Below are 18,801 nucleotides of genomic sequence, written 5' to 3'. Positions count from 1 at the left end.
CATAAGCTCCCACACGAATTGCTTGATTCACTGTAGAAGACGATGCTGTAACGCGGCGACCCTGTTATAGGTCTGTAGCTCAGTTGGTTAGAGCGCACCCCTGATAAGGGTGAGGTCGGCAGTTCAAATCTGCCCAGACCTACCAATTCAGGTGCAGATGCTTACGGGGCCATAGCTCAGCTGGGAGAGCGCCTGCTTTGCACGCAGGAGGTCAGCGGTTCGATCCCGCTTGGCTCCACCATTACAGCATGATCGTTAGAGAGTTCAGAAATGAGCGCTTCAGGTGATGACCTGTTGAGTGCTGATTTCTGGTCTTTTGACCGGTACAAATCGTTCTTTAAAAATTTGGATATGTGATAGAAGTGACTAACGATGTGTTTCACTGCACATTGTTAATCAAGGCAAAATTTGTAGTTCTCAAGACGCAAATTTTCGGCGATGTCGTCTTCACGATTGAGACAGTAACCAGATTGCTTGGGGTTATATGGTCAAGTGAAGAAGCGCATACGGTGGATGCCTTGGCAGTCAGAGGCGATGAAAGACGTGGTAGCCTGCGAAAAGCTTTGGGGAGTCGGCAAACAGACTGTGATCCAGAGATCTCTGAATGGGGGAACCCACCCGGCATAAGCCGGGTATCTTGTACTGAATCCATAGGTGCAAGAGGCGAACCAGGGGAACTGAAACATCTAAGTACCCTGAGGAAAAGAAATCAACCGAGATTCCCTAAGTAGTGGCGAGCGAACGGGGACTAGCCCTTAAGTTGATTTGAGTGTAGTGGAAGGCTCTGGAAAGTGCCGCCGTAGTGGGTGATAGCCCCGTACACGAAACGCTCTTATCAATGAAATCGAGTAGGACGGGGCACGAGAAACCTTGTCTGAACATGGGGGGACCATCCTCCAAGGCTAAATACTACTGACTGACCGATAGTGAACCAGTACCGTGAGGGAAAGGCGAAAAGAACCCCGGAGAGGGGAGTGAAATAGAACCTGAAACCGTATGCGTACAAGCAGTGGGAGCCTACTTTGTTGGGTGACTGCGTACCTTTTGTATAATGGGTCAGCGACTTATATTCAGTGGCGAGCTTAACCGAATAGGGGAGGCGTAGCGAAAGCGAGTCTTAATAGGGCGCTTTAGTCGCTGGGTATAGACCCGAAACCGGGCGATCTATCCATGGGCAGGTTGAAGGTTAGGTAACACTGACTGGAGGACCGAACCGACTACCGTTGAAAAGTTAGCGGATGACCTGTGGATCGGAGTGAAAGGCTAATCAAGCTCGGAGATAGCTGGTTCTCCTCGAAAGCTATTTAGGTAGCGCCTCGTGTATCACTGCTGGGGGTAGAGCACTGTTTCGGCTAGGGGGTCATCCCGACTTACCAAACCGATGCAAACTCCGAATACCAGCAAGTGTCAGCACGGGAGACACACGGCGGGTGCTAACGTCCGTCGTGAAAAGGGAAACAACCCAGACCGTCAGCTAAGGTCCCAAAGTTATGGTTAAGTGGGAAACGATGTGGGAAGGCTTAGACAGCTAGGAGGTTGGCTTAGAAGCAGCCATCCTTTAAAGAAAGCGTAATAGCTCACTAGTCGAGTCGGCCTGCGCGGAAGATGTAACGGGGCTCAAACCATACACCGAAGCTACGGGTTCATCCTTTGGATGAGCGGTAGAGGAGCGTTCTGTAAGCCTGTGAAGGTGAGTTGAGAAGCTTGCTGGAGGTATCAGAAGTGCGAATGCTGACATGAGTAACGACAATGCGAGTGAAAAACTCGCACGCCGAAAGACCAAGGTTTCCTGCGCAACGTTAATCGACGCAGGGTTAGTCGGCCCCTAAGGCGAGGCAGAAATGCGTAGTCGATGGGAAACGGGTTAATATTCCCGTACTTCTAGTTACTGCGATGGAGGGACGGAGAAGGCTAGGCCAGCACGGCGTTGGTTGTCCGTGTTTAAGGTTGTAGGCTGGTTTCTTAGGTAAATCCGGGAGATCAAGGCCGAGAACTGATGACGAGCGTTCTTTTAGAATGCGAAGTGGTTGATGCCATGCTTCCAGGAAAAGCTTCTAAGCTTCAGGTAACTAGGAACCGTACCCCAAACCGACACAGGTGGTTAGGTAGAGAATACCAAGGCGCTTGAGAGAACTCGGGTGAAGGAACTAGGCAAAATGGCACCGTAACTTCGGGAGAAGGTGCGCCGGTGAGGGTGAAGTATTTACTACGTAAGCCCATGCCGGTCGAAGATACCAGGCCGCTGCGACTGTTTATTAAAAACACAGCACTCTGCAAACACGAAAGTGGACGTATAGGGTGTGACGCCTGCCCGGTGCCGGAAGGTTAATTGATGGGGTTAGCGCAAGCGAAGCTCTTGATCGAAGCCCCGGTAAACGGCGGCCGTAACTATAACGGTCCTAAGGTAGCGAAATTCCTTGTCGGGTAAGTTCCGACCTGCACGAATGGCGTAACGATGGCGGCGCTGTCTCCACCCGAGACTCAGTGAAATTGAAATCGCTGTGAAGATGCAGTGTATCCGCGGCTAGACGGAAAGACCCCGTGAACCTTTACTATAGCTTTGCACTGGACTTTGAGCTTGCTTGTGTAGGATAGGTGGGAGGCTTTGAAGTGGGGACGCCAGTTCTCATGGAGCCATCCTTGAAATACCACCCTGGCAACCTTGAGGTTCTAACTCTGGTCCGTTATCCGGATCGAGGACAGTGTATGGTGGGTAGTTTGACTGGGGCGGTCTCCTCCCAAAGAGTAACGGAGGAGTACGAAGGTGCGCTCAGACCGGTCGGAAATCGGTCGTAGAGTATAAAGGCAAAAGCGCGCTTGACTGCGAGACAGACACGTCGAGCAGGTACGAAAGTAGGTCTTAGTGATCCGGTGGTTCTGTATGGAAGGGCCATCGCTCAACGGATAAAAGGTACTCCGGGGATAACAGGCTGATACCGCCCAAGAGTTCATATCGACGGCGGTGTTTGGCACCTCGATGTCGGCTCATCACATCCTGGGGCTGAAGCCGGTCCCAAGGGTATGGCTGTTCGCCATTTAAAGTGGTACGCGAGCTGGGTTTAGAACGTCGTGAGACAGTTCGGTCCCTATCTGCCGTGGACGTTTGAGATTTGAGAGGGGCTGACCTTAGTACGAGAGGACCGGGTTGGACGAACCTCTGGTGTTCCGGTTGTCACGCCAGTGGCATTGCCGGGTAGCTATGTTCGGAAAAGATAACCGCTGAAAGCATCTAAGCGGGAAACTTGCCTCAAGATGAGATCTCACTGGGAACTTGATTCCCCTAAAGGGCCGTCGAAGACTACGACGTTGATAGGCAGGGTGTGTAAGCGCTGTGAGGCGTTGAGCTAACCTGTACTAATTGCCCGTGAGGCTTGACCATATAACACCCAAACAATCTGCTCTGACAGCAGAGGGTGTCGATGGTGAAGTCGACAGAAAGCCGAAAATTTGCGAGAGCTACAAGCCTCTATCACGTATCCAAGGGATCGCGCCTTACCGCGAGATCCCAACCGAATTGCTTGACGACCATAGAGCGTTGGAACCACCTGATCCCATCCCGAACTCAGTAGTGAAACGACGCATCGCCGATGGTAGTGTGGTGCTTCACCATGTGAGAGTAGGTCATCGTCAAGCTCCTATACGAAACCCCAGATCTCTAACGAGGTCTGGGGTTTCTTCTTTGTGCGGCAGAAAGTCGGGTGTGGGCAGCGTCGCCTGGCGGGGTAACCTGCAGGACGTGATCGCCGGCAAGCCGGCTCCTACGGTACGCGGCCTGGCGAAGTTCCCGTAGGAGCCCGCTTGCGGGCGATGCGGTAGTCGCCGGCAAGCCGGCTCCTACAGGGGCGGAAAGTTACAACCTTGCCGGATACGGACGGTCTCATGGCAAATGGCTCGGTTAGAATGCGCGCATGCATTCAGGGGACCTTCATGTCTGCTCCGTTATCCTCCTTGCCTGTGCATGAGCTGGTTGCCTGCCATGAGTGCGACCTGCTCATGCGCAAGCCACAGCTTGCCGATGGCGAGAGCGCTCAATGCCCGCGCTGCGGCTACGAGCTGTTCAGTCACCGCCATCAGGTAGTGCGCCGCAGCCTGGCTCTGGTGATGGCGGCGTTGCTGCTGTACATCCCGGCGAATTTCCTGCCGATCATGCAGCTCAATCTGCTGGGCCAGACCTCTCAGGATACCGTCTGGAGCGGTGTGCTCGGGCTGTACGACAGTGGCATGCAGGCGATCGCCGTGGTGGTGTTTCTTTGCAGCATGGCGGTGCCGCTGCTCAAGCTGCTGTGCCAGTTGCTGGTGTTGCTGAGCATTCGCCTGGACTTCGGGCGCAGCTATGGTCTGCTGCTGTATCGGATTTACCACCACCTGCGCGAGTGGGGCATGCTCGAGGTCTACCTGATGGGCATCCTGGTGGCGATGGTCAAGCTGATGGACCTGGCAGATCTCAGCCTGGGCCTGGGCCTGTTCTGCTTCACTGCGCTCCTGTTGATACAGATCTGGCTGGAGGTGACGATGTCGCCACAGCAGATCTGGCAGGCGCTGTCCGGGGAAGACGTTCATGCGTGCGATTGATGCCGGCCTGCTGGTCTGTCACGAGTGTCACCAGCTCAATCCGATCGAGCCCGAAGTCGAGCACCAGCACTGCAGCCGCTGTGGTGGTTTGGTGCATGCGCGCAGGCCCAACAGCCTGGTACGGACCTGGGCACTGCTGCTGACCTCGGCGTTGCTGTACATCCCGGCCAACGTGCTGCCGATCATGACGATCAACAGCCTGGGCAAGGGCGCACCGGCGACGATCATGGAAGGGGTGGTCGAGCTGCTCCAGCACGGCATGCTGCCGATCGCTGCAGTGGTCTTCATCGCCAGCATCCTGGTGCCGACCTTCAAGCTGGTCGGTATCGCCTTGCTGCTGTATTCGGTGCAACGGCACCAGCCGATGTCGGCCCGGCAGCGTATTCTGATGTATCGCTTCATCGAGTGGATCGGGCGCTGGTCGATGCTCGACATCTTCGTCATCGCCATCCTCGTGGCCCTGGTCAACTTCGGCAGCCTGGCCAGTATCGAGGCCGGTGCCGGCGCGGCTGCCTTCGCCAGTGTGGTGATCCTCACCATGCTGGCTGCACTTACTTTCGATCCCCGCCTCATCTGGGACAACACGGAAACCAACCATGACTGATCTTCCTATGGCCAAGACGCGTCCTGCTTCCAACTGGTCGGCCATCTGGGTCCTGCCCCTCATCGCCCTGCTGATCGGTGGTTGGCTGGCCTGGCGCGCCTACAGCGAGGCCGGCATTCAGGTCGAGCTGATCTTTGCCAGCGGGGAAGGGATCCAGGCCGGCAAGACCGAGTTGATGTACAAGGGCATGGCCGTGGGCAAGGTGGTCTCGATCAGCCTCGATCAGACCGGCAAGAATCGTGGCGTGGTGGCGCAGCTCGAGGTCAACAAGGATCTGGAGCAGTACCTGCGCAAGGGCACGAGCTTCTGGCTGGTCAAACCCAATGTCAGCCTGGCCGGGATCAGCGGCCTGGAGACGCTGGTGTCCGGCAACTACATCACCTTCAACCCGGGTGACGGCGAGGCAAGCCGTACCTTCACCGCGCTGACGCAAGAACCGCCGATGAGCGACGACGTGCCGGGCTTGCACCTGACCCTGAAGGCCGATCGGCTGGGGTCGCTCAACCGTGACAGCCCGGTGTTCTACAAGCAGATTCAGGTCGGCCGGGTGAAGAGCTACACCCTGGGGGACGATGAGAGCACCGTCGAGGTCAAGGTCTTCATCGAGCCCGAGTACGCCAGCCTGGTGCGCAAGCACACGCGTTTCTGGAACGCCAGCGGCATCAGCATCGATGCCGACCTGTCCGGCTTCAAGCTGCGCAGCGAGTCGCTTGCCAGCATCGTCGCCGGTGGCATCGCCTTCGCCACGCCGGAACATCGCAAGGACAGTCCGCCGACCGATCCGTCGCTGCCTTTCCGCCTGTACGAGAGCTACGACGCCGCACAGGCCGGCATCAAGGTGGTGGTCAAGCTCACCGACTTCGATGGTCTGCAGGAAGGCAGAACGCCGGTCATGTACAAGGGAATCGAGGTCGGCACCCTGAAGACCATGAAGATCGACCGCGACCTCGCCAGCGCCACTGCCGAACTGACCATCAACCCCTTGGCCGAGGACTATCTGGTCGAAGGTTCCGAGTTCTGGGTGGTCAAGCCTTCCATCTCGCTGGCGGGCATCACCGGGCTGGAGGCACTGGTCAAGGGCAACTACATCGCGGTAAGGCCGGGTGAGAAGGGCAGCCCGCCCGCTCGCAACTTCGTCGCGCGGAGCAAGGCGCCGCCCCTGGACCTCGGCGCACCGGGGCTGCATCTGGTGCTGTTCAGCGATCAGCTGGGCTCCATCGAGGTTGGCAGCCCGGTGCTCTATCGCCAGATCAAGGTGGGCTCGGTACAGAGTTATCAGCTGTCCAGGGACAATAGCCAGGTGGTGCTCGGCGTGCATGTCGAGCCGGACTACGTGCATCTGGTCAACACCTCGACACGCTTCTGGAACGCCAGTGGCATCACCCTCAAGGGCGGGCTCTCCGGGGTGGAGGTGAAGAGCGAATCCCTGCAGACGCTGTTGGCCGGCGGTATCGCCTTCGAGACCCCGAACCCCGAGGCCCCTGCTTCGGGGCGCCAGGTGCAGCGCTTTGCGTTGCACGCGGACCGGAACAGTGCCCTGCAGCCCGGCACGCAGATTCGCATCCGGGTGAACGATGGCGATGGCCTGCAGCCGGGGACCCTGATCCGCTACAAGGGGCTGGAAGTCGGCAAGGTGGAAAGCCTGGCCCTGACCGATGACCTGCAGGCGGTGATGCTCGATGTGCGTCTCACCCAGGCGGCAGGGCAGATCGCCCGCGAAGGCTCGTGCTTCTGGGTGGTCAAGCCCGAACTGAGTCTGACCCGCGCCGCCAACCTCGGCACGCTGGTCAGCGGCCAGTACCTGGAGGTGCTGCCGGCGTTGCAGGGCGGTGCCCAGCGCCTGCAGTTCACGGCACTGGATGGCCCGCCCAACCAGGCGGTACGTGAGCAGGGCCTGCGTCTGGTGCTGAGTGCGCCACGACGCGGTTCGATCAAGCCGGGGGTGGTGGTCAGCTACCGTGAGGTACCGGTGGGCAAGGTGGTGGATTTCGAGCTGGGGCCGACCTCGGATCGGGTGCTGATTCACGTGCTGATCGAGCCGCGCTACGCGCCGTTGGTGCGTTCGGGCAGCCGCTTCTGGAACGCCAGCGGCATCGGTGTGGATGCGGGGCTGTTCAAGGGCGTGAAGGTACGTACCGAGTCGCTGGAGGCGCTGATCGAAGGCGGTATCGCCTTCGCCACGCCGAACAATCCGGAGATGGGCGGTCCGGCGCAGCCGGGGCAGACTTTCGCGTTGTTCGATGAGCCGCAGGATGCCTGGATGCAGTGGGCGCCGAAGATCGTCCTGGAGTAGGACGGGGCGCGCGGCGGTTGCCGGGAGGGATGTAAGAACGACATCCTCCCTGCGCAGTAACAGGAAGGGCCGCATTGTGCGGCCCTTTCTTTTGGGGGATGTGAACAGCGGCATCCAGCCGGCTGGTAGAGACAAGCTCGCGGCTGAAGCCGCTCCTACGCTCATGTCCCGAGCCGTGGGAGCGTCTTCGGCCGCGACGAGTCAGGCCGGCTCGGCCGTTTCTGCCTGCTCGGGCGCCTGCGCCTTGGCATTCTCGCGGGGCTTGATGAACTTCCAGTCCGCCTCGTCAATGTAGATGCCGTTGGGGCCGCTGCCGCCTTCCAGGTCGATGGCCACGTGGGCCGAAACCTGCGGCTTGACCGAGGCCAGGATAGGCACGAAGCCCAGCTGCAGGCTGGTCTCGATCAGCGCCTGCTGGTTGCGTTCATCGATGTCCGCCGCCTCGTCGAGGTAGTAGGGCAGGCGCACGCGCCCGGCCTGCTCGCGATCCATCAGGTGCAGCAGCAGGTACATGTTGGTCAGCGCCTTGATGGTCATGGTGGTGCCGTTGCTGGCTGCGCCATCGATGTCGGTGTGAATCACCGGCTGGCCATGCACCTTGGTGATCTCGAAGGCCAGTTCGAACAGATCCTTCAGGCCCAACTGGTTGCCGTTGGCGGCCACCAGGCGCGACAGGTAGTCCTTGGCTTCTTCGTTTCTGGCGTCCTGCTCGGCCGACTGCGACAGGTCGAACACCGACAGAGTCTCGCCTTCCTCGTACTGGCCGGCGCTGTGGATGATCTGGTCGATGTGGCGCAGGGCTTCCTTGTTCGGCGCGAGGACGATACGGAAGCTCTGCAGGTTGGAGACCTGGCGCTTGTTGATCTCGCGGTTGAACAGGGCCAGCTGGTGTTCCAGGTTGTCGTAGTCGCTGCGGATATTGCGCAGGGTACGGGCGATATCGGTGACCGCCGCGCGTCTGGCCTTGGCCAGCGTGAGGGCTTCGTCCTGGCGGTGGGCGTAGGCGTTGACCAGCAGTTGCAGGCGGCGCTCGACATCGTCTTCGCTGTCGAACTTGGCCACGCCCTTGAGGCGTACCTGGGCGTACAGTGCCTCGATCTGGCCGTCGATGCGTTGCAGCGCCTGCCAGGTGTCCTGATAGTCGTTGAGTAGCGGCAGCAGGTTGTCCAGCGAGTCGTCCACAGGTTCCATGAACGGCGTGCCGAACGGTAGGTCGGCCGGTAGCAACTGGCGACGGCGCAGGGCATCTTCCAGAGTGCGTTCCTTGGATTCAAGATCACCAATTTGTCGGCTGATCAGTTGCAGCTTGGCAGAGAGCTGTTGCACGCGTTCGGCGAAGGCATCGCTGGCCCGCTTGAGCTCGTCCTGAGCACCTTCCAGCTCGGCCAGACGCTCCAGTCTCTGTGGTTCCTCGGCGGCCAGGGTCTGGCTCTTGCGGAAGTCCTCCAGGGCCTTCTGCGCATCCAGCACGGCTTGGTACAGGGTTTCGGCCTGCGCTTTGCTGGCGGCGCGATCGGCGGCGACTGATTGCTGAGTCTTGAGCTGTTTCAGCTCGCGCTCCAGGCGATCCTTCTGGTCGCGCAGGGCGGCGCGGTCAGCCAGTGCCTGCAGGGCCGGCGGCTCGATATGGCTGAGGTCGATGGACAGGCCGGGCACGGCGAAGGTGTCGCCCTTGAAGCGGTCGAGCACGGCTTCGACCGCCTTGACCCAATCGTCGCCGTCGGCCTGGATGCCTTTCTCGCCCAGTGGCAGGCTGAACAGTTGACCGTTGAACAGTCGCATCAGGCGGTCGACGTCCTGCTGGCTGAATTCTTCACGCAGGCGCGAGTAGCTGTTGTTGTCGGCGTGGTCGAGTTGCTGCTTGATCGATTTGAGGCGTTTCTCCAGATCGCGCAGACGCTCGTCGAGGTCCTCGCTGGAGAACTGCCGCGACTGCGCCAGGGCGCCAGCCAGTTCGTCGTGGGCGTCTTTGGCGGCGAGCAGTTGTTCCTCCAACACCTTGGCGTTTTCCACCAAGGCGAAGCGGTTCTTCAGCACCGCCAGTTCGCCCAGCCAGCGCTGGATCTCGCTGATCTCGCGCTCCAGGCGCATCAGCTCGGCGGTGCCTCCACGCTGTTCGTTCTGCAGGCCATCCTGCTCGTTGCGGTAATGCTCGGCCTGGATCACCAGCTCTTCCTTACGCGCATCGGCGTAGTCGTGCCAGGTGCCCAGCAGGTTGTCGAGCAGTGGCGACAGGCGATGCAGCTTGCCGCGCAGGATCTCGCGCTGGTCGACGCCGGTGGCCAGCGCTTCGATCAGCGGGCCGGCAGTGACCAGTGCCTGGTAGTCCTGCTCCATGCGGCGCACGTCGCGGAAGGCCTCCTCGGTGGCGGCAATGTAGTCGACGCTGCCCGAGCGCAGGCTGTGCTCGAAGGCATCGAGGAACAGCTGCTTGAGCTTGGCCGCAGTGATTTCGCGCATGTGCAGCAGGTTGATGAACAGCGCGCGGAAGGTCTTCAGGCTCTGCTCGCTGGTCGAGCGTAGCGGAATCAGAGTCAGGTCCAGCGGGATGCTGGTGTGGCCGCCGACCAGCAGGCGACGCAGCTCGTCGGGCTTCAGTTCGTAGGCGGTGATGCCCGCCTGGCCGAGGTTCTTGAACAGTTCGCGCTGACGCAGGCAAGTGCCGTTGCTCTGGTAGTGCTCCAGATCCAGCTCGCCGGCGTAGGCGAAAAACTGGTGGCCGAAGCCGCCGCCTGGGCCGCGACCGGCCACGCCGATCACGTGCGGGCCGTGGGGCAGCGAGACTTCGACGAGGATGTAGCTGGTGTCGCTGGCGAAGTAGAACTTGCGCGAGGCTTCCAAGCTGTACTTGCCGAAGCTCATGTCCGACATGCGTGCCAGGATGGGGAACTGCAGGGCGTTGATCGAAGCGGACTTGCCCAGGTTGTTGGCGCCGTACACCGACAGCGGGTTTTCCAGCGGGAACAGGCCGAGGCTGTAGCCGGCGGTGTTCAGCAGGGCGAAGCGGCGGATGCCGTAGCGTTCCTGGCTCATGCGTCCATCTCCTGTGCAGCGCGTTCTTCGGCCATGGCGCGGGCCAGGGCGTCTTCCTCGGATTCCTCGGTGCCGCTGGCGTCGGCCACTGCGGCGTCACCGTCATCGTCCAGCAGCACCGGTGCCGGCAGCGGCAGGTCGCTGCTGTGCAGGCTGGCGGCCAGGTCACGGTCGTGCTGCACCGACAGGCAGACGTCGAGGAAACGGTGCATCGGCGGCAGGAAACGGTACACGCCGTTACTGTCCTCGGCGAAGCCGAGCTGGGTCAGGCGGCGGATGATCTTGTCTTCCAGCTCCTCGAAGGTGGTCACCTCGGCCTGCAGGAACAGGTCGCGGTACTTCTCCAGCAGAGCTGGCAGTTCGTCACGGCCAATGCTGCCGCCGTCGAGTACGGAGAGCGGGTCGCGGCCCTGGTCGGCCAGGTGCTCGACCAGGATGAAGGTGAACAGCGCCAGGCGCTGGGCGGTCTTGTTCACCTGTGGTGCGACCTGCTCGGGGACGAAGTAGTAGAAGCCGCGCGGGTCGCAGACCAGCTCGAAACCGAGGGCGCGGAACAGGGCGCGGTACTGGTCCTGCATGCTCGACAGCTGGGCGTAGCACTCCGGCTCGCTGCGGGAGATGTGGTAGCCCTTGAACAGGTCGCGAAACGCGGCTGCCAACTGGGTCATTTCTTTCAGGTCGATATTCATAGATGGTGCTCACGGGCAAGCATTGGGTCGAGTGCGCCTGAGCGCGCTCCACCTGAGAGTTCGGGGTGGCCGATGGCGGGCAGGCGCAGGGTGGACGACGCTTGATCCGTCCACCGCCCGGCCATCGGCGAGGCGGACAAGCAGAGCGTTGCCCACCCTACGGGTTGCTCATACATCGGGGCGACCCACCAGGGCGTAGGAGCTGATGCTGATTTCATGCTCGCGGGTCAGGTAGGTCTGGCGCTGCAGGCGGTCGCGCTGGAAGCGGCCTTCGCGCGACAGGCGCGAGAACCAGTAGAGCAGTTCGTCGGTGGCGCCTTCCGGCTCCTGCTCCAGTAGCCAGGTCATCAGATCCGGCAGTGGCAGGGCCTGTTCGCAGCGTTCGATCATCTCTCGCGCGGTCTTCGGCGCCTTGGGCGCGCCGCCCTTTCGGCTGCTACTGGCTTTAGGGAAGTGCGCTGGCTTGGCTTCGAAGCGGGCCAGGGCGTAAACATAGGCCTCGACCTGACTGGCCGAACCGAGGAAGTTGCTCTGCGGTCGGGTGAACAGCGGTAGGGCCGCCTGGGGCACGGCGTCGATGCCTTTTTTACGAACCACTGACAGGGCCAGGGCGGCGCCGCGGGTCACGGCGTTGTGCCGGCGCGCCTCTTCGCGCAGCGGCAGCAGCAGCTCGCGGGCCTTGCGCAGGGTCAACTGGGCGGTGGTTTGCATTTCCAGGATGCGTGCATGGGTTCGCAGCAGCAGGTCGTCGTCGACCAGTTGGCCAAGGCGTTGCTGATCGCCGAGCAGGCGCAGCAGCACCTGTTCGACGCGGCGCACGCCCTGCTCGAAGGCGCCATCGGCGGCGACCAGTTGGATCATCGGCTCGACGTATTCGTCCCAGGTCGCCAGCACCTCGGCGTAACGTTGGCGCAGGGGAATCTGCCGGTCGCTGGTCTTGGCCCGGTCGGCCACGCTGGCCAGCGCCTGTTCGTCGTTAGCCAGCTTCTTCAGTACGTCGCGCACGCGCATGTCGAGCAGGCGTAACTGACGCGCTAGGTCGTTGGCGTCGCGTACCTCGAAGGCATCTTGGATATAACCGGCCAGACGCTCCAGATGGCGTAGGTAGGCCTCGATCTCCAGGCACAGGCCCAGGCGGTGTTCGCGGCGCAGGTAGGCGAGGAAGTCGTGGATCTGTGCGTTGAGCTCGAAACGGTTGGGGCTCTTGGCCACCGGCACGAGGATGTCCAGGCGAATCCAGGTGTCGAGCAGGGCAGTGGTGTCACCGGGCGTGGCGTCGGGCAACTGGGCCGCGAGCTGGCCGCGCAGTTCTACCAGACTCAGGGTGCCGGTGTCGAAGCGCTCGCACAGCGGTTCGAGCAACGTCCAGTGTTCGGCGAGGGCGCGCAATACGCGCTTGGGATCGATCATCGAGGCGCCGGGTTCCAGGCAAGTGAAAAGGAGCGATTGTACTGCAAGGCGGATGCCTGTTTTGAGCCCGAATCGATCAGTTGCAGGTGACGTTATTCGGCACATTGGGACGGGCTGTGGTTCGCTGGTAGCTGCAAACCCTTGAAATGCCGCAGAAATCGGCACTCTGACGGATGGCACGCTTTCTGCCATGTTCCTGAGGAGAACCTGCCAGTGGAGTCACCATGTCCGCCCTTGCCCTTAATGTCGATGCCCGTTGGCACGAGTTGCAGCATCAGCGCGACCTGGATTGGGACCTTCACGCCATCACCGACCGCGCCCAGGCGATCGCGTTCCTGCGGCGTTTCGAAAACCGCCTGTGCATCTACTCCAGCTACGTCGAGAAGCTCTACAGCAACTACAGCTTCGTGGTGCCGCAGGACGAGCAGGGCGGCATCACCATCCTGCCCGACGAGATGGCTTGGCACGACATCTTCCATGACATCCCCGCCGACGCGGTGGAGCCTACCGGCGTGCACGTCCTGCCGGGCGAGGCCATCGGTTGTGACGGGCTGTACATCAAGGTTCCGGGGGAGTCGCGGCTGGTGGCCTCGCGCGAGCTGCCGTTCCAGGAAGGATTGCGCCTGCTGATCGAGCGCTACCGCCAGCGCGGCGAGCATTTCCTGCCCGTGCTGGTGAAGGGGGATCTGCGCGAGTACGAGGCGCGCATGCCGTCGTTACACCTGCACCGCATCAACCCGAGCAAGCTCGGGCACTGCTCCCGGCTGAGCATCGACGCCATTCGCAGCGCGATCGCCGAGCACCTGCTGAGCCTGTTCCGCCAGCGTTGACCGGCAGTGGTGTTACGCCGATGTGACTGCTGGTAACACCCGTCTTGCGGTCATTCTCCCGCTGCAGGCCGTTTGCCAGCCTTTTCTCGACTATGGGTCGGGCCGCTTTTGCCGGTGCGCTTCTATAGTGGCTTCAAGAAATCGAGTCGGAGCGCTCGATGCCACTATAAGAAAAGGGGTTTTGCCATGCGCCGGTCCTTTCGCTTCGCCAGACATGCCCTGGCGGTGGTTTGTGCTGGAGTCCTGAGTGCCCAGGTCCAGGCCAAGATGGTCGAGCTCGAGGACAGCGAGCTGTCGGACATCACCGGGCAGGCCTTCATCAACCTGACCACCGACAGCAATGCCGGCATCAACTACACCCGCGTCAATCTCGGCCTGAACATCGACACCCAGCTGAACGTCAAGAAGCTGCAGCTCGGCCAGTACACCCGTCCGGGGGAGGCCGCCGGTTCGTCCGACATCCTGATAAACAACTTCGCACTGGGGACAGTGGGGCCGAACGACACTATCAACCCGTTCAAGATCTCCAATCCCTTTCTCGAACTGGCTTACGAAGGCGATCGCGTCGTCGGGGTGCGCATCGGCTTCGGCGAGGCTAAGGGTACGCTGTCCGGGGATATCCAGAGCCTGACGGGCAACATCCCGGTGCACATCAAGGGTACCGGCGATGCCATCTACGACAAGGCGACCTTCGCCCAGCGCGCCGCGCTGGTGCTTGCGGGGGTGTATCGCAGCAGTACCGTCGAGGCCGACGCCATACTGGTCAACTCCGGTGGCACGGCAGACCCGGTCAGGGGCACCATGGCCGGTATCAAGAATGGCGATGGTCTGACCTGCACCTCCGGCTGTGCCGGCGGCTGGACCGATGCCCTGCTGGGGGTCTTCGCCTCGGGCAATTGCAGCATCCTCGGCATCCAGACCTGCTTCAATCTGTCCCAGTTCCAGTCGCTGCCGGTGGGTAACACCAGCGACATGAGCAACATGCAGAACGCCGCCAAGGGCTTCTTCATCTCTCTGCAGACCCAGGACGTCGCCTGGCGAGACATGGACAGCAATGCCTTCATCACCGCGCTGCAGGGCGCGTTCATGAACCTGCCCAAGTACCGTGACACCAACGGCAATCTGGTGTCGCCGATCAATATCGACTTCGACCAGGCCTTCAACGGTATTCCCCGGCAGGATACCTGCGTCGGTAGCGCCACTGCGGGGTGCTGAACATGCGTAACGGGGTGCTGCTGATGGCGCTGCTCCACGCCGGAACCACGCTGGCGATGGAGCCGCTGAGCGACGCGGAAATGTCCGACGTGCAGGGCGCCGGCCTGGGCTTCGTGCTGGATCAGGTGCTGCTGGATGGTTCCGGTGCGCAGATCGTGATCAACGACATCACCGACGGTCAGGGGCGCAACGTGCCCATCTCCCTGAAGAACCTCTATCTGGGGGCCGCCGGCAGTGACAAGGGCAGCAATCTCAATCCGGTGACCATCGGCAGTCTGGACCATCCCTTCGAACTGGAGCTGGCCAAGGGTGAGGAGCTGCGCAGCCTGCGCGACGACGGGCAGTGGGTGCAGACCACACCGAACGACATCACCGTGCTGTCACTGAAGTTCCCTGAGCGTCTCGTTTCGGGCGGCAATCCCTGCATCGCCAGCTATGCCGGTGCCGGCTCCAACTGCTCGACCGGCCCCAGCGGGCGTGCTGACCTGGGCATGCGTTTCGATTTTCAGGTATCGGCCGGACGTACCGAGATGCTGGCGCTGGACATCCACCAGTTGGTGATGGACGGCTCCTACCTGCGGCTGTGGGGTGACCCAGGGCAGAATGGCAATGGCGAGCTGGTTGGCGAGGCGCGGATCAATATCTTCGCCAAGACCCTGGAGGTGATGTCCTGCGCCCAGGCCAACTGCGATACCGCTGGCGAAACCGCTGCGCAGCGCGGCGCGCGCACCCTCTATATCACCAACGGTTACGCCAACATTGCCCTGGGCTACGGCAAGTCGCAGCCGCTGCGGTTGCGGGCGAGCGCTGACGGCCAGTTCGTGCTGGAGTTGCAGAACCCGACGGCGACCGGCACCACGGCGGCACAGCGCCAGGCCCTGGCCAGCGACTTCTATGCCAATGCGCCGCGGACCAACCTGGTGTTCGAGAACCTCACCATGGGCGGCACGCGCAGCAGCCCCACGGCGGTTCCCACCGGCGGCTACAACTTTGGCCGCAACGAGATCTCCGGGTTGAGCTTCAACTACCTGAAGGTGAGCAGCTATGACCTGCGTTAGCCGAGCGATTGCCATGCTGGCGCTGCTCCCAGGTCTGGCGCTGGCGGAAATGCAGGCTCTGGATGACGACACCCTGAGCGAGCTGAGCGGCCAGGGTGGCGTCTACCTCTCCGGCGAGTTCAGCATCAACAAGAACGGGGGCGTGCTCTGGGATACCCCCGTCAGCAACAACCCCGCGCAGTGGACGGCCAACCAGCGCAGCTGTGCCCTGGTCGGTGCCAGCAGCCCGGAGAGTTGCGGCATGCGGGTGGCGGTGCGCTCCGGTGCCAATGCCGGCTGGTATGTGCTGGACAACATCAAGGGCATCTTCAGTTTCGAGGGCCTGACCCTGGATACCCGCACCCTCACCAGTGCCGGCGGTGAGCGTGAGGTGCTGGCGTTGGGGCTGCCCAACGAGATTCGCTTCAAGGACGGCAACTTCGCCTTTGCCGTGGCCAGCCAGGGCGGTTGGAAGAACAAGGCGCTGAGCGCCGCCAATGGCGGTGACCCGAGCTACCAGCAGACCACGATCTTCTCCGCCAAGATCGATGGCAGCATCCGCATGCAAGGCAGCGTGCTGGTGTTCCCGACCAACTGAGGAGGCCGTTATGCAGCGTTACGGATGGCTATCTGCGCTGCTGCTCGGCAGCACGCCGGTCTGGTCGATGCAGGCGCTGGACGATGCCGGCCTGGCCAGTGTCAGTGGCCGTGGCGGCATCAGCATCGAAACGAGCGGTGGCGGCTGGTCCGCCGATAGCCTGGAGTACCGCGAGGACGGCCAGAGCCTGCGTGTCGAAGGCATCTCCAGTCGTGCACAGCAGGCTGGCAGCCGCTCCACGACGCAGATCGACGTGGTCGATGACCGCTTGCATGTCGAGCACCAGGGCCGAGCGAACGAACTGGCGGTGAACGGCATCGGTTTTGCCGGCAGCGACAGGAGCTTTGGCGCCTTCCGGGCCTTCTATACCCTGGGGGCCAGCCTCCAGCTACGCGGTGGCGGCGCCAGCGGCGTCGCTGGGTTCAGCGTCGATGACAGCCGCCTGAGCCTGGATGCAGTGACCTTCTACTACCGCGACAACGGCTTCGACCTGATCGTGCGCAACGCTTCGTTCGATGCCTACCTGAACAACGCCTATATGGACATCGTCAGCGGCGGCAACGGCTCGGCGGTGCGGCTCGATCTGGGGGACACGCGCTTCGTCGCGCAGATTGGCGGCATCGGTCTGGATCTCGCCCATGGCGACCCTGATCCGGGTGTCGCGGTGACACCGGATGCGCCGGACACCCGTCATGTCGACCATGCGCGCAGCTTCGGTCAGTTGGACATGGATCTGCGCCTGGGCGGCAGTGTCCGCATCGCTGGCGGCGGCGCGAGTGGCCAGGGCGTACGCCTGATTCCCCAGATCACCATCGCCAACAGCCTGTTCCAGTACAAGGATGATGGCGTGCTGCGCGCCGAGAATTTCGCCGGAGTGCTCAGCAGCCAGAATGGCGTCACCCTCGACCTGGGTGAGGACGGCAGCGGGCGCTATGCCCAGTTGGCTTTCCAGGACCTCAAGCTGAACGCCAGCCTTGGCGGGTTGATCATCGGTAACCCGAGCAATCAGAAGATCGGCAGCCTGGCCCTGGACCTCAACTTCCAGGATCAGGGCGCGCGGCAGAACTGGTTCAAGCTGCGCCCCGGCGGTGACCCCAATTCCGGCTTGCAGGGCATCAGCGCCGATGTGTCGTGGAACATGGTCAGCAGCTCGGTCTCGCTCACCGATAACGGCAACAGCATGTGGTTCAGCGGCCTGCGCACCCATGGTGTCGGTCAGCTCACGCTCGACTTGACCCGTAGCTGTGCCGGCGGCGTCAGCGCCGGCTGCTACGCCGGCAGTGTCGACACGCAACCCGGGAGTGGCGGCTATGACGGACACTTCGACGGCCTGCGCCTGGGGCTGAAGAACGTCAGCGGTGGCTACAGCTTCGATGGCCTGCGGGTCGGCGGGGCCGACGCACCGTTGCAGGGTGGCACCGAACTGCTGGTCCTGCTGGAGATCTTCCCGGCCTACGATTTCACCCTCAATGGCCAGCTTACGCTGCGTCCCGGCGGCGCCAGTGGCGACGGTGTGCGCTACAACGCCGACTTCTTCGTCACCGATGCCAACGCGGCGATCACCGTCGATGAGACCGGTCGCGGTCTGTGGCTGGCGGGTACGCGCTACGACATGCACTTTCGCGATGGGTCGCTGGACGTGACCCAGGCCGGTGTGCAATTGAGCAAGGGCACCTACTGGTCGACCCTGGATGTGCACGATGTACGCTGGGGCGACCGAGCCGCTGGACAGAGCCTCGGTCGCATCGTGCTGCGCCGCTACGAGCAGGGCTCCACCCTCAGCCTCAGTTCAGGTGGCGCCGGCGCGCTGTGCGTCGGCGGCAGTGGCAGCAACGCTTCGGCGTGTGCCGCCAGCGGCGGGCGCTGGGAGGATCGCGGCAACGAAGGCCTCACCGCCGGGCTGAGGAACGTCTTCGTCCGCGATGCTTCGGGCAACCCGGCGGGGAGCGTGTCGAACAGCGAGAAGCGCAACCAGCTGATCATCGAGACGGACCGGGTGAACGGCGTCGACGGCACCGGCGCGCAACTGGTGGTGGACAACTTCTACACCTCCGATGCCAACCCCGGCGATGCCAATGCCAACAGCTATGGGGTACGGGTCGACCTCAACCTGGACGTGGCGCCGACCAGCGTCTGCGACAAGAGCACCAGCGGCTGCCCCCCGGTGTCGCCGGATCCGTTGGGCTTCGCCGTCAACGGACGGGTGCATTTCAAGGAAATCAACATCGACCGTATCCAGAACGTCCACCCGAGCGGCGGGGCGGTCACCTCCATGTACGGCATCAAGCTGCAGAACGCCGATATCCGCGCCAACCTCACCGCCACCCCCATGAACTGAAGCGGAGCCTGCAACGCATGGCCCCTGCCGCCAGGCGCTCGTCGCGGCGGCTGTCGCGGCCGAAGCCACTCGCACGGGTCAACCGGGCGCCCCGTCATACCGCTGTAACCGCGCTGTCCTAGCGTGCTCGTCCAGGCGGGCCAGCTTCCGGTCATCACCGGTTGTACAAAAAATCTCCAATG

Annotated in this window: 11 protein-coding genes, 2 tRNA genes and 2 rRNA genes; 12 read left to right on the top strand and 3 right to left on the bottom strand. The window is 62.0% G+C overall.

Annotated elements, in window-relative coordinates:
* Positions 1–68: 68 nt before the first annotated feature.
* The 7 genes from FIV02_RS19005 to FIV02_RS18975 all read left to right on the top strand — a co-directional run bounded on the left by FIV02_RS19005 (position 69) and on the right by FIV02_RS18975 (position 7,469).
* Positions 69–145 (top strand) — tRNA-Ile (locus FIV02_RS19005).
* A gap of 20 nt (positions 146–165) precedes the next feature.
* A tRNA-Ala gene (locus FIV02_RS19000) sits at positions 166–241 on the top strand.
* 245 nt (positions 242–486) lie between these two features.
* Positions 487–3,379 (top strand): 23S ribosomal RNA (locus tag FIV02_RS18995).
* A gap of 138 nt (positions 3,380–3,517) precedes the next feature.
* Positions 3,518–3,633: ribosomal RNA gene (gene rrf, locus FIV02_RS18990) — 5S ribosomal RNA — on the top strand.
* Positions 3,634–3,927: 294 nt separating this feature from the next.
* Positions 3,928–4,572 (top strand): paraquat-inducible protein A, encoded by a 645-nt coding sequence (locus FIV02_RS18985; RefSeq protein ID WP_047586646.1) that lies wholly within the window; start codon positions 3,928–3,930, stop codon positions 4,570–4,572.
* Positions 4,559–5,176, top strand: a complete 618-nt coding sequence (locus tag FIV02_RS18980; protein ID WP_037055940.1) for a paraquat-inducible protein A — start codon at positions 4,559–4,561, stop codon at positions 5,174–5,176. The genes FIV02_RS18985 and FIV02_RS18980 overlap by 14 nt, the downstream gene beginning before the upstream one ends.
* Complete coding sequence (locus FIV02_RS18975; RefSeq protein WP_152489500.1) at positions 5,169–7,469, top strand: PqiB family protein; 2,301 nt, start codon at positions 5,169–5,171, stop codon at positions 7,467–7,469. Before FIV02_RS18980 ends, FIV02_RS18975 begins: the two co-directional genes overlap by 8 nt.
* A 201-nt stretch (positions 7,470–7,670) precedes the next feature.
* On the opposite strand, the gene mksF is transcribed toward FIV02_RS18975, so the two are convergent.
* The 3 genes from mksF to mksB all read right to left on the bottom strand — a co-directional run bounded on the left by mksF (position 7,671) and on the right by mksB (position 12,601).
* Complete coding sequence (gene mksF, locus FIV02_RS18970) at positions 7,671–10,502, bottom strand: Mks condensin complex protein MksF (protein ID WP_152489499.1); 2,832 nt, start codon at positions 10,500–10,502, stop codon at positions 7,671–7,673.
* Positions 10,499–11,191 carry an Mks condensin complex protein MksE gene (gene mksE / locus FIV02_RS18965; protein ID WP_152489498.1) on the bottom strand — a complete coding sequence of 231 codons (693 nt, stop codon included), beginning with the start codon at positions 11,189–11,191 and terminating at the stop codon, positions 10,499–10,501. Before mksE ends, mksF begins: the two co-directional genes overlap by 4 nt.
* 168 nt (positions 11,192–11,359) lie before the next feature.
* Positions 11,360–12,601 (bottom strand): Mks condensin complex protein MksB, encoded by a 1,242-nt coding sequence (gene mksB, locus FIV02_RS18960; protein WP_152489497.1) that lies wholly within the window; start codon positions 12,599–12,601, stop codon positions 11,360–11,362.
* 224 nt (positions 12,602–12,825) lie between these two features.
* Here mksB and FIV02_RS18955 point away from each other — a divergent pair, with 224 nt between their 5' ends.
* The 5 genes from FIV02_RS18955 to FIV02_RS18935 all read left to right on the top strand — a co-directional run bounded on the left by FIV02_RS18955 (position 12,826) and on the right by FIV02_RS18935 (position 18,619).
* On the top strand, positions 12,826–13,431 hold the full coding sequence (locus FIV02_RS18955; protein ID WP_134678210.1) for a hypothetical protein: 606 nt from the start codon (positions 12,826–12,828) through the stop codon (positions 13,429–13,431).
* A gap of 186 nt (positions 13,432–13,617) precedes the next feature.
* Positions 13,618–14,646: a DUF6160 family protein gene (locus FIV02_RS18950; RefSeq protein ID WP_152489496.1), complete on the top strand. Its 1,029-nt coding sequence runs from the start codon at positions 13,618–13,620 to the stop codon at positions 14,644–14,646.
* A 2-nt stretch (positions 14,647–14,648) separates the two neighbouring features.
* A complete protein-coding gene (locus FIV02_RS18945) occupies positions 14,649–15,704 on the top strand; it encodes a hypothetical protein (protein WP_256662998.1) in 1,056 nt (351 codons plus the stop codon).
* Positions 15,705–15,717: 13 nt separating this feature from the next.
* Entirely contained in the window at positions 15,718–16,281 is a 564-nt protein-coding gene (locus FIV02_RS18940; protein ID WP_371923185.1) for a DUF6160 family protein, read from the top strand.
* Between the two features lie 10 nt (positions 16,282–16,291).
* Positions 16,292–18,619: a DUF6160 family protein gene (locus tag FIV02_RS18935; RefSeq protein WP_152489494.1), complete on the top strand. Its 2,328-nt coding sequence runs from the start codon at positions 16,292–16,294 to the stop codon at positions 18,617–18,619.
* The last annotated feature ends 182 nt before the right edge of the window (positions 18,620–18,801 follow it).

Origin of the sequence: Pseudomonas sp. THAF187a (genome assembly GCF_009363395.1) — a bacterium.
Lineage (GTDB): Bacteria > Pseudomonadota > Gammaproteobacteria > Pseudomonadales > Pseudomonadaceae > Aquipseudomonas > Aquipseudomonas khazarica.
This window is presented reverse-complemented; position numbering and strand designations above follow the sequence as displayed.